This is a genomic window from Rhizobium sp. CB3060, assembly GCF_025200735.1.
Taxonomy (GTDB): Bacteria; Pseudomonadota; Alphaproteobacteria; order Rhizobiales; family Rhizobiaceae; genus Rhizobium.
On the sequence record NZ_CP104159.1, the window covers coordinates 538,678 to 550,602 of the forward strand.

The 11,925-nt window shown below is 61.5% G+C and carries 11 protein-coding genes; 7 read left to right on the top strand and 4 right to left on the bottom strand.

What is annotated here, in order from left to right; translation table 11 throughout:
• The first annotated feature begins 16 nt into the window (after window positions 1–16).
• From N2601_RS21925 to solA, 6 genes are all read left to right on the top strand, one after another.
• A complete protein-coding gene (locus tag N2601_RS21925; RefSeq protein WP_260304891.1) occupies window positions 17–862 on the top strand; it encodes a transporter substrate-binding domain-containing protein in 846 nt (281 codons plus the stop codon).
• Between the two features lie 117 nt (window positions 863–979).
• Window positions 980–1,702, top strand: a complete 723-nt coding sequence (locus N2601_RS21930) for an ABC transporter permease (RefSeq protein ID WP_260304892.1) — start codon at window positions 980–982, stop codon at window positions 1,700–1,702.
• A gap of 9 nt (window positions 1,703–1,711) precedes the next feature.
• Window positions 1,712–2,416, top strand: coding sequence for an ABC transporter permease (locus N2601_RS21935; RefSeq protein ID WP_104826453.1), 705 nt, complete (start codon window positions 1,712–1,714; stop codon window positions 2,414–2,416).
• A 32-nt stretch (window positions 2,417–2,448) separates the two neighbouring features.
• Complete coding sequence (locus tag N2601_RS21940) at window positions 2,449–3,225, top strand: ABC transporter ATP-binding protein (protein WP_120707645.1); 777 nt, start codon at window positions 2,449–2,451, stop codon at window positions 3,223–3,225.
• Window positions 3,222–4,718, top strand: a complete 1,497-nt coding sequence (locus N2601_RS21945; RefSeq protein ID WP_260304893.1) for an HAL/PAL/TAL family ammonia-lyase — start codon at window positions 3,222–3,224, stop codon at window positions 4,716–4,718. Before N2601_RS21940 ends, N2601_RS21945 begins: the two co-directional genes overlap by 4 nt.
• Window positions 4,719–4,727: 9 nt before the next feature.
• Window positions 4,728–5,903 (top strand): N-methyl-L-tryptophan oxidase, encoded by a 1,176-nt coding sequence (solA, locus tag N2601_RS21950; protein ID WP_260304894.1) that lies wholly within the window; start codon window positions 4,728–4,730, stop codon window positions 5,901–5,903.
• 21 nt (window positions 5,904–5,924) lie between these two features.
• Here solA and N2601_RS21955 read toward each other — a convergent pair whose 3' ends face one another.
• Both N2601_RS21955 and N2601_RS21960 read right to left on the bottom strand, forming a co-directional pair.
• Complete coding sequence (locus N2601_RS21955; protein WP_104826457.1) at window positions 5,925–6,698, bottom strand: slipin family protein; 774 nt, start codon at window positions 6,696–6,698, stop codon at window positions 5,925–5,927.
• Between the two features lie 35 nt (window positions 6,699–6,733).
• A complete protein-coding gene (locus N2601_RS21960; RefSeq protein WP_260304895.1) occupies window positions 6,734–8,086 on the bottom strand; it encodes an NfeD family protein in 1,353 nt (450 codons plus the stop codon).
• 352 nt (window positions 8,087–8,438) lie between these two features.
• Between N2601_RS21960 and N2601_RS21965 the strand changes: the two genes are divergently transcribed.
• Window positions 8,439–9,581, top strand: a complete 1,143-nt coding sequence (locus N2601_RS21965; protein WP_311319459.1) for a polysaccharide biosynthesis/export family protein — start codon at window positions 8,439–8,441, stop codon at window positions 9,579–9,581.
• Between the two features lie 38 nt (window positions 9,582–9,619).
• Here the strand turns inward: N2601_RS21965 and N2601_RS21970 are convergent, their stop codons facing one another.
• Both N2601_RS21970 and tagF read right to left on the bottom strand, forming a co-directional pair.
• Window positions 9,620–10,555 carry a serine/threonine-protein kinase gene (locus tag N2601_RS21970; protein WP_260304897.1) on the bottom strand — a complete coding sequence of 312 codons (936 nt, stop codon included), beginning with the start codon at window positions 10,553–10,555 and terminating at the stop codon, window positions 9,620–9,622.
• Window positions 10,552–11,913, bottom strand: a complete 1,362-nt coding sequence (tagF, locus tag N2601_RS21975; RefSeq protein WP_260304898.1) for a type VI secretion system-associated protein TagF — start codon at window positions 11,911–11,913, stop codon at window positions 10,552–10,554. Before tagF ends, N2601_RS21970 begins: the two co-directional genes overlap by 4 nt.
• Between the last annotated feature and the right edge of the window lie 12 nt (window positions 11,914–11,925).

Below are 11,925 nucleotides of genomic sequence, written 5' to 3' on the forward strand. Positions count from 1 at the left end.
CAAGAGGAGAACATCGATGAAGATTAGACATGCCCTTCTTTCCAGCGCTCTGGCGCTCACCGTTCTCGCCGGCCCTGCGGCCCAAGCAAAGGACTGGAAGACCGTTACCATCACGCTCGAAGGCGCTTATGCGCCGTGGAACCTGACCAACTCCGACGGCACGCTCGGCGGCTTCGAACCGGAGCTGGCCAAGGTGCTGTGCGAGCGGGCGAAGGTTGAATGCAAGCTCGTGGCCTCCGATTGGGACGGCATGATCCCGGCTTTGAACGCCGGCAAGTTCGATGTGATCATGGATGCGCTGTCGATCACCGACGAGCGCAAGCAGGTCATCGACTTCACCGTTCCCTATGCCGCGACACCGGCCGCTTTCGCGACCGCTAAGGATAGCCCGCTGGCCAATGCTGCCGGCACCGGCGCAACCGTCAAGATGACGCCCGGCCAGACCGGCGTTAAGGAGATCGACGCGCTGAAGGCGGCCTTTAAGGGCAAGACCATCGGCATTCAGGCCGCTACCGTTTATGCCAAGTTCATCTACGACAATTTCGGCGACGTCGCGACGATCCGCGAATACAAGACCGGCGCCGACCGTGACCTCGATCTGCAGAACGGCCGAATCGATCTCGGCTTCGACGATGCCGTCTATTTCCAGACCGCTTTCGATGCCGCCAACGGCGCACTCGCCTTCACCGGCCCGCAAGTCGCCGGCCCGATCTGGGGCGTCGGCGAAGGCCTCGGCGTCCGCAAGTCCGACACGGACCTGCGCGACATGTTCAGCGCGGCAATCAAGTCGGCACTTGCCGACGGCACCGTGAAGAACCTCTCCATGAAGTGGTTCAAGACGGACGTCTCGCCGCAGGAATGATCGTTCGCCGGCGCTTCCGGATGACGGAGGCGCCGGCTCTCGGCTTCAATGCCGCTTCCCGCATGTTATGTTTGGCTAATCAAGAAAACAGACCGCTCGGTACGGGGAACGAACGAGATGGCGATATTGCAATTGATCGGTTTCGGCTCGACCGGATGGGGCGCTCTGCTTCTGCTCGGGGCGCTGATGACGCTATGCGTTACCGCGGTCGCATTGGCGATCGGCGCTGTCTTCGGCGCCATCATCGCGGCGGCGAAGCTTTCCGGCAATCTCATCCTGAAGACGCTTGGAAACGTCTATACAACCGTTTTCCGCGGCGTGCCGGAACTGCTCATCATCTATCTTATCTATTTCGGCGGCTCGAGCGCCATAACCAGCATCGGCAAATCCCTCGGCTATGAAGGGTTTCTGGGGATGCCGTCCTTTGCTGCCGGTGCGCTCGCCGTCGGCATCATCTCCGGCGCCTATCAGGCGGAAGTGTTCCGCGGCGCCTATCTCGCTATTTCCAAGGGCGAGCTTGAAGCCGCCTCGGCGATCGGGATGCATAAAGGCTTGAGATTTCGGCGCATCATCATGCCGCAAGTGCTGCGCTACGCTATTCCCGGCATGGGCAATGTCTGGCAGTTGAGCCTCAAGGATTCGGCGCTGATTTCGGTCACCGGCCTTGCCGAGCTGATGCGCACCAGCCAGGTCGCCGCCGGTTCGACGCGGCAATATTTCCTGTTCTTCATCGTGGGCGGCGCGCTCTATCTCATTTTGACGAGCCTGTCGGATCGTATCTTCAACGGCGCCGAACGGCGCGCCAATCGCAGCATGCCCTCCGCAATGGGCCAGGCCTGAGGATCGATCATGGATTTCGCTTTTCTCGGACAGACCATGCTCACCCTGCTCGAAGCTCTGCCGACGACGCTGGCGCTGTTTTTCTTGTCGATCGCCATCGGCGGCGTCCTCGCTATCCTGATCGTCTGGATGCGGGTCGGCGGCAATCCGATCTTCACCGCCATCGCTAAGGGCTACATCTTCATCTTCCGCGGCTCGCCGCTGCTCATCCAGATGTTCCTCATCTTTTACGGGCTCGCCCAGTTCGGATTCATCCGTTACGGGCCTCTCTGGCCGCTGCTGCGCGAGCCTTTCGTCTGTGCCGTGCTGTCGCTGGCGCTTTGCACCGCCGGTTATACGGCGGAGATCTTCCGGGGCGGCATTCGCGCCGTCTCGCCGCGCGAGATCGAGGCGGCGCGTTCGATCGGCATGTCCGGCTTCCTGCTGGTGCGGCGTGTCCTGGCGCCGATCGCCTTCCGTCACGCATTGCCTGCCTATTCGACGGAAATCGTGCTGATGATGAAGTCGACGGCGCTCGCAAGTCTCGTCACCGTCTGGGAAGTGACTGGCGTTGCCCAGCGATTGATCTCGCATACCTACCGCACGATGGAGGTCTTCCTCTGCGCGGCGGCCATCTACCTCATCTTGAATTTCATCATTCTGCAGGCGCTCGGCCTGCTGGAATATCGTCTGTCCCGCCATCGTCGCGCCGTTCCGGCGGCGCTGAAGGCGTGAGGCAACTGGCCTAGATCTGGATTGGAGAGATCATGCCCGGCGTCACCCGACTTTCGGTCCGTAATATCCGCAAGAGCTTCGGTACGCACGAGGTTTTGCGCGGCATTTCCCTCGATGCGCAGGACGGCGACGTCATCTCGCTGCTAGGCGCCTCCGGCTCGGGCAAATCCACCTTCCTGCGCTGCATCAATCTTTTGGAGACCGCCACCGACGGCGAAATCTGGGTCGATGGTGAGCAGATCCGCATGGTGCACAAGGGCGGCAAAACCAAGCCGGCGAGCCAGAAACAAGTGGATCATATCCGCTCCGAGCTAGGCATGGTGTTCCAGTCCTTCAATCTCTGGTCCCACATGACGATCCTGCAGAACGTCATTGAGGGGCCGGTGCATGTGCTGAAGCGGCCGCGGGCCGAGTGCATCGCCGAAGCTGAAGCGTTGTTGGAAAAGGTCGGCATCGCCGACAAGCGTCATGCCTATCCGGCGCTCCTCTCCGGCGGCCAGCAGCAGCGCGCGGCGATCGCCCGCTCGCTCGCCATGAAGCCGAAGGTCATGCTCTTCGACGAGCCGACCTCGGCGCTCGATCCCGAGCTGGTTGGCGAAGTGCTGCGCGTCATGCGTTCCCTGGCGGAAGAGGGCATGACCATGCTCGTCGTCACGCACGAGATGAGCTTTGCCCGCAACGTCTCCAACCGTGTCGTCTTCATGCGCGAGGGCCTGATCGAAAGCAGCGGCCCGCCGCAGGAAATGTTCGGCAGCGGCGCCTCGCCGGCCTTCCGCCAGTTCATCGGTCATTTCGGAACCCCGACATGACGATCACGCTTCGCACGGTGCTCGGTTGGCGGGATATTGCCAGCGTGGCGGAGGGCGCGCCTCTGTCGCTTGCGCCCGCCGTCCGGGAGCGCATCACCTATGCGAGCCGGATTGTCGAACGCATCGTCGAGACCGGCGTGCGCGCCTATGGCGTCAATACCGGCGTCGGCGCGCTGTCGGATACGGTGGTCGACCGTGAATCGCAAAGCCGCCTGTCGCGTAATATCATCCTCAGCCACGCCTGCGGCGTCGGAGAGCTGCTGGCGCCGCGTGAAGTGCGCGCCATTATCGCCGCTCAGATCGCCAATTTTTCCCATGGCCATTCCGGCGTAAGACTGGCGGTCGTCAGTCATCTCGCGGCCTTTCTCGAAAAGGATTGCATTCCCGACGTGCCCTCGAAAGGTTCGGCCGGGTATTTGACGCACAATGCCCATACAGCGCTGGTGCTGATCGGGGAGGGCAGTGCCAAGGTCGCCGGTAAAGCCATGTCCGGTCGTGAGGCATTGGCGGCGATCGGTCTTGAACCGCTCGTACTCGGCGCCAAGGAAGGACTGAGCCTCGTCAACGGCACGGCCTGCGCCACTGGTCTTTCCAGCGTGGCATTGGCGCGCGCCGAGCGCCTGCTCGCCTGGGCCGATGCAGTCGCGGCGCTGACGCTGGAAGCCGCAGGGTGTCAGGCGGCGGCATTCGATGACGCCGTGTTGGCGCTGCGCCCCTCCAAGGGCATTGCCACGGTCGGCGCATCGCTGCGCGCCCGGCTGCAGGGCAGCGGCCTCGTTGCCGCGGCTTTGGGCCGGCGTACCCAGGACGCTCTCAGCCTGCGCGCCATTCCGCATGCCCATGGCGCGGCACGCGACGTCTTCGACAATTCCGCAGATGTTGTCGACCAAGAGCTTGCTTCCGTCACCGACAATCCGGCGGTTTCCGGCACGCCGGAGAATCCGATAGTCTCGTCGGAGGCGCATGCGGTTGCTCCGGCACTCGGACAGGCCTCCGACAGCCTCGCGATCGCGCTTGCCCAGCTTGCGGCGATGAGCGAGCGGCGCACGGATCGGCTGGTCAATCCGCTCGTCAGCGGTCTGCCGCCCTTCCTCGCCAGCGACGCCGGCAGCAATTCCGGTTTCATGATCGCGCAATATACGGCTGCAGCGCTAGCCAATGAGAACCGCCGGCTGGCGGCACCCGCCAGCACCGACGGCGGCCTGACCTCCGGCCTGCAGGAGGATTTCCTGGCGCATCCGACAGCGGCGGCAAACAAGCTGCTCGCGGTGATCGACAATGCCGAATATATCCTGGCGATAGAATTGATGGCGGCGGCGCAGGCGCATGACTTCCTCAGTGCCGCGGGAGGCCGTGCCGCTGGCACGGACGTGATCTACCAGATGGTGCGCGACCGTATTCCGCATTATGGCGACGACCGGCCCTTGAGCGGCGATATGGAAGCCTTGCGAAACCTCGTTCGCGAGACGCTGCCGCCCGATTTTGCCAAATAGGATGGCTTTATGACCGCTCAGTTCGACGTCGCCGTCATCGGCCTCGGCGCCATGGGAAGCGCGGCAATTTCCTTTCTCTCGGCGCGTGGCGTCAAGGCGATCGGCATCGACGCTCACTTTCCCGCCCATGCCTTGGGTTCGTCGCATGGCGACAGCCGGCTGATCCGCCTCGGCTATTTCGAGGACCCGTCCTATGTGCCGTTGCTGCGGCGCGCCTATGAGAACTGGCGGGCGCTGGAAGCGCGGCTGCGCACCGACATCCTGACGATCACCGGTGTCCTGCAGATCGGCAAGCCGGATAGCAAGATCGTCAGCGGCACCCTGGCTTCCTGCGAGCTGCATCAGCTACCCCACGAGGAACTGGATCGGAAGGCGATGGCGACGCGTTTTCCGGCCTTTGCGTTGGACGAAGACGAAGTTGCGGTGCTCGATCCGCAAGGTGGCTATCTCCGTCCGGAAGCGGCTGTCATGGGCTATCTGAAGCTCGCGGCCGAGGATGGCGTGGTCCTGCATTTCGGCGAGAAGGTGACGGCAATCGAGCCCGATGATGCCGGCGTGACGATTTCATCTGATGTAGGCCGCTATCGCGCCAGACGGGTGATCGTCTCGACCGGTTCATGGATCGCCGAACTGGTGCCGCAGTTGAGGGAGTATGCCAATCCGATCCGCCAGGTCGTTGCCTGGTATCAACCGCGCGACGGCTTCGTGACGCAGCCGCATCGCATGCCCGCCTTCCTCCGCGACGAGGGGGAGGACGGTTCCTATTTCGGCTTCCCGGCAATCGGCGTCGACGGCGTCAAGATTGGCCGCCATGCGCATTTCATGGAGCCGATCGATCCGAACCAGCCGAACCCGCCCGTCAATGACAGGGACAAGGCGCTCCTGGATAACTTCATCGCAAAGCGCCTGCCAGCCGCCGCGGGCTTTCGCGTCAATGCCATCACCTGCCGCTACACGATGCTGCCGAGCGAGGATTTCCTGATCGATCTCATGCCCGGCGAGCCAAATGTCGTCGTTGCCTCACCCTGTTCCGGCCATGGCTTCAAATTCACCAGCGTCGTCGGAGAAATTCTTGCCGATCTCGCGATGGAGGGCGGCACGAGGCTACCGATCTCGGCCTTCTCCTTCGAGGCGATGGAGAATTTCCTTGCGCCGCGGAAGATGCAGGCTCGCGCCAAGCAATAGCGGGCGCCGGATCGGGCCGTGTTACTGCTGTGGCTTGTTCGTCTTGGGCGGCAGCAGATTGGCTAATTCCATCGGGAAGGGAAACAGGATCGTCGACGTCTTTTCACCGGCGATGACATTCAGCGTGCTCAAGTAGCGAAGCTGCATGGCTTCCGGTTGCTTGGCCAAAACCTCGGCTGCTTCGAGCAGCTTCGCCGCCGCCTGCTGCTCGCCTTCGGCATTGATGATCTTGGCACGCCGCTCGCGTTCCGCCTCCGCCTGGCGGGCGATTGCGCGGATCATGGTTTCGTTGATATCGACATGTTTGATCTCGACATTGGCGACCTTGATGCCCCAGGCATCCGTCTGGGCATCGAGGATCTCCTGAATGTCGCTGTTGAGCTTGTCGCGCTCCGCTAGCATCTCATCGAGGTCGTGCTTGCCGAGCACCGAGCGTAGCGTCGTCTGGGCGAGCTGGCTTGTCGCCATCATGAAGTCCTCGACCTGGATCGTCGATCTCTCGGGATCGATGACGCGGAAATAGATCACGGCGCTGACGCGGACCGAGACGTTGTCATGCGAAATGACATCTTGGCCGGGCACGTCGAGCACCCTTGTGCGCAGGTCGACCCGCATCATCTGCTGGACATAGGGGACGAGCAGGAACAGGCCGGGTCCCTTGACGCCGGTGAAGCGGCCAAGCGTGAAAACCACCCCGCGCTCGTATTCCCGCAATATTTTGATCGCGGACGCAAGGACGAGCAGCAAGATCAGGATGACCACAAGATAGAAGGCGAGATCTGCAAACATGCCCATGATTTTTCCTCCTGCTTTCCGGAGCTGCCGCTTTTCTAAGTGCTGCGGATCACCTCGAGCGTCAGGCCGTCGCGGCCGGTCACTGTAACGGCGTCACCGGTGGCAAGTGGCTCCGAGGACACTGCCTTCCAGCGCTCGCCATGGGCGATGACGTAGCCTGCGGTGCCCGTCCAACTGTCGACTTTGCCCGGGATGCCGATCATCTGTTCCGTGCCGGTGCCGACTTTGCGCCAGCGGGAGAGGATCGCGAGGCGGGCGACGACGAGGCTGAATGCAAAGGCTGCGACGGCGATACCGCCTAGTACGCCCCAGGACACTTCAAAGCCTGGAATATCCGTATCGAACAGAATGGCCGCCCCGAGCACGAGTGCAATTCCACCGCCCATGCCAAGGGCGCCAAAGGAGGGCGAATGCGCTTCGGCAACGGTGAGGCCCACGCCCATGATGATCAATCCGACGCCGGCATAGCTCACCGGCAGCAATGCCAGGGCGTAGAGACCGAGCAGCAGGCATATGCCGCCGATCGTGCCGGGGACAAATGTTCCAGGGGTGAGAAATTCGAAGATGATGCCGTAGATGCCGACCATCATCAGGATGAGCGCGATGTTAGGATCGGTAATCACGGAAAGAAGGCGTGTGCGCCAGTCCGGTTCGAATTCGCGAAGGGTAAGGCCGGCGGTATCGAGACGGACATCCGTCTGGCCAACACGAACTGTGCGTCCCTGCGACTGGGTCAGGAGGTCTTCGATGGTGTTCGCCGTGAAATCGACGACGTGCTCGTGAACGGCGGCGGTTGAAGAAAGGCTCGCGGCCTCTCGCACGGCCCGTTCCGCCCAATCGGCGTTGCGATTGCGCAGTTCAGCCAGCCCGCGAATATAGGCGACGGCATCGTTGATCGCTTTCGCTTCGCTGGCGCTGCGGGGGACTTGTCCCTGTGTGCTATCCGGCTTTTTCGGAGTGTCCTTATCGGGCTCCGTACCGCCAAAAGGGCTGCCGCCGATGGCGATCGGAGTGGCCGCGCCGATATTGGTGCCCGGCGCCATCGCCGCGATATGGCTTGCATAGAGAATATAGGTACCGGCGCTGGCGGCCCGGGCGCCACTTGGCGCCACGAATCCCGCCACAGGCACAGGCGAGGCAAGGATCGCCCTGATAATGTCTCGCATCGATGTATCGAGACCGCCTGGAGTGTCGATCTGCAAAACGACGAGGCTTGCGCCATCGGCGCTTGCACGTTGAAGGCCGCGCCGTATGTAATCTGATGTCGCCGGGCCGATGGCGCCGTTCACCTTCAGGACAATAGCAATGCGCTCTGCTCCGAATGTCGGTGAGGCGGTTAGGCCGAACGCTGATGCCAGAGCCAGCATCAAGGCGAGGATTGGCGGCATTCGTCGCCAAAGCTTCAAACACTGCGCTATCGTTCGCCGAGCATTCATTTTCATAAATATATGGCAGCGTCGTCAAACGGTAAGTGGAAACCGTCCCTGTCGATTTCCATTATTTTTAAAGGAGCTAAGGAGCTCAACGGATCCAGATGTCTCAGGCCACGAAGCCCGAATCCTGGGGCGGAACCAGCGACTTCCAGGATATTAGATTGCATCTTTAAAACGAGCGGTTGCCAATAGGTCACAGCCACCGGCTCGAAGCTGTCATAATTTGTTTTTTGATCCTCTCGCATATTGCCTCCCGCCTTATGGTTGATATTTCTGCCATGCCTTTATTACCCATAGGAGATTCGGGATGCGGAAACTGGCGCCAATTGCACTCATGGTTGTCTTGAGCGCATGTGCGAGGCCATCGGATGGGCCGGACGCCGGTAATATCTACAACGCAACGTTGCCGCATTCGAATGAGAGAATTCCGGTCGTTCCTCTGGCAGATGCGCCCGTGGGTGGTGCAGTGATAGCGCCGTCCTACGCGCCGACGGATCAGGGGCTGAGCATTTTCCGGTCTGCGGGCTTTTCCGATGCTCGTTTGCGTCGCGGTGACGTGATTGATGTGACAATCTTGGACACGGGCGAGGACGGGCTGCTTTCGTCGACCCAGAGCAAGACGCTCAATCTCGGCCGCTTCACCGTCGATTCCCAGGGTTTCGTCACCATGCCTTTCGTCGGCAAACAGCGGGTGGTCGATTCGACGCCAGAGGGCTTGCAGTCGCAGATCATTAGCGGGCTCAAGGGATCTGCCGTCAATCCGCAGGCCGTGGTGACCGTTGTCGACAAGCCCTCGAGCGCGGTCACTGTTGACGGCAAGGTCCGTACGGCGGGACGTTTCCCGCTGACTGCGCGCAAGGAGCGCGTACTGGACGCCATCGCGCTCGCAGGCGGCGCTTCTTCCGCACCCGGCTCGGCGACTGTGACGCTGACACGCGGCTCAAAACGGGCGACCGCGCCGCTTGATCGTGTTCTTCAGGACGATCGGCAGAATGTCCGGTTGCTGCCCGGAGACCAGCTTTTCGTGGCCGACGATTCGCCAAGCTTCACCGCTCTCGGCGCTTTCCGGAGTGTCGGCGAATTTCCATTCGAGCCTGGCAAAATGACCTTGGCGCAGGCCCTTGCCCGCGCCGGCGGTCTGCTCGACGACCGCGCCGATTCTCGCAATTTCTATGTCTTCCGAAACCAGAAGATCTACTCACAGCCGGTCGCTGCCGCAGCCGGCAAAGCCGCCGCCCCAGCCGTCGTGTCCGTCAAGCCGGAGATCTACCGCGTCAATCTGAAGGATGTGTCGAACTTCGTGCTGATGCAGCGATTCCAGATGCAGGATGGCGATACGCTTTATGCAAGCAATGCCGGCATGGTCGACGCGGCAAAGCTGCTGACCGTTTACCAGAAGAGCGCTCCGACAGCCGCCGCGCCTTTGCCCGGCGCCAGCGCTGCGAACTAAGGTATTCGCCGCATAATATTCCGGCTGGCGAGTGCAAATTAGAAAGAGCGCAGGGGTTCCGCGCTTAATGTCCCGAGGAGGCCAAGCGCGGCAGCCGCGCTCGCCGGCCTCATGGATGGGTCGGGTCGAGTGAGATGTTCGGCAAAAGCCCTGATATTTTCGACATCATCCCCTGTCTCCTCGCATCCATCGAGAAGAACATGCAGCACGCGGCCGGCTGAATAGAGGTCGGAACGAAGATCCGCGGCTGCGCCGTCGGCCTGTTCCGGCGCCATGAACGGCGGGGTGCCCGCCATTTTGATCTCAAGATCGCGGTTCCGACCACCTTGTTTCAGCGCTACACCGAAATCGGCAATCTTTAGCCCGCGAAAATCGTTGTCAGGCAAAAGCAGGTTTGCTGGCGTTATATCGCAATGGACATAGCCGGCTTCGTGGATTGCCTGAAGTCCTGACAGCAGGCCGCTCATCATCTCCACAATATCGCGGGCCGAGATAGCACCGGCGGCAAGCCTTCGGGACAGAGGCGCTCCAGCCCATTCCATCACGATTGCCGGCCGGCCATCCGGAAGCCGCAAGGCGATTTGGGTCCGCGCAATATGCGGATGATGAAGCGCCATCCCGATGTCGGCTTCCCGCAGCAGAAGTCTGCGCGCAACCACATCATTGGCATGGCTTGGCGTGACGGTCTTGAGGGCATGAAGCGTTCCAAGGTCGCGGTGACGAAGCCTGCCGATTTCCGTGCACTCGTGGCGGTGGACGATTTCCTCGATTAGAAAACTGCCAGCAATGAAGATCGGGTCGTCGGAGGGGAAATGTGGTAGCCGCCGATCCAACGCGTCGCGTACGCGGTCGATCAACATGGTCTGCGTTTCGGGTGGACGATTATCCTTGCCGTCGTGGGTCAATAGGCGCAACAAGCTGGAAAACCGGGAGGCTATTTCTTCCAGATCATCCGAGGGCAGTCCGCTGCTCATGGGACACCGATGACGATGGCGCTGAGGTTCTCACGGCAATTCGCTATCAGACCTTCCTGGACCAGCGCATTGGCAGCGCGCTCTATCGGCGTCTCGATCATAATCTCGGCGATCACGCGATCTGCGAGCATGCGGGACAACGGGGCACTGCATAAGATCAGGCGATCGCCAGGACGAAGAGCGTCGAGAAACGTGTCGGGTACGAACTGCTGTTTGAGCCCCACCCCTCGCGCAAGCGTACGTCTAAGGCCGATATCCACATGATCGCGCGTGAGGCAGCGCATCATTCCGTCGCGCAGCAGATAGCAGCGTGCATCTCCGGCCCAAATGAGCGCTAGCTTTCCATCGAAAATGGCTGCGACCACGATGCTGGCGAATGGCGGCTGCTGTTCGCCGGATGCCGCTTTCGTCTGCAGAATACTGTTGGCATGGCCGAGCTTGCCTTTGATGTCCTGAACGAGGGCCTGAAGGCTCTCTTGAGCGGCAACGCTTGCGAGCACGCTTGTTGCGGTTCTCGCAGCCTCGATAGCGCCCGTGCTGTCCCCGACACCGTCCGCGAGGGCGAAAAGGCGCGGGCGTTCGGATACCAGCAAAGCGTCGGCATTGAGCGACAGGCGTGTTCCCGAATGGCTGGCATAGCTGCTTTCGATCCGTCGTCCTGTTTCGGGTGCGGTCACGTTATCGGCGGGTTCTGTTGATTGGGAGGCAACTGCCGGTGGCGGCCCTCGGGGCTCCTCCACTGTGACAAGCTTCAGGAAGTCCCGAATGGTGGGCGGACCCTCCGTCTTGAAGCCTTTGCCGTGCCTGGTATCCGGGACCATGCGCCACCAGAGCGAAGCAGGGGCGCCGATATCGGGCGAAACCGCGTCATCCGTCGGCCGAATGTTGGGAAGCGGCAGTCTAAGACGCCTCACGCCTTCGATGAAGCGAGGCATGTCGAAATCCGATTTCGTGGATGTCTCGGCAAGCGCTTCGGCTGCAGTGAACCAGATGTCATCCTCGCAAATGTCGCGCAGACGTCCGGTAAATCTATGGAGCTGCGCTGCGATGATCAGCGGAAAACTTCGCCCGACGCGATCCTTGCTCGGCAGCAGCACGCCGGCGACCGCGGCGGGGCTCCAGACACCACCCGCTATCGCAAACCGCCAGGGTGGGCAGGCATGGAAGAGACGACGCCAATCTTTTCCAAGTGTTGGCTCCATCGCTCCCAGACCGTCTTGGATCCAGCGGTCGAGCTCGATCTGGAAGCGCCGCCCCAGTGCGGTGGAAACGAAGTCGCCATGCGTTGGCAGTTTACCGAAGAAGCCGATCATGTCGGTTTCCTGTGGCAGCGCTGTGCGAGCGGAGCGTTCGTTCATCGGCCGCACCCG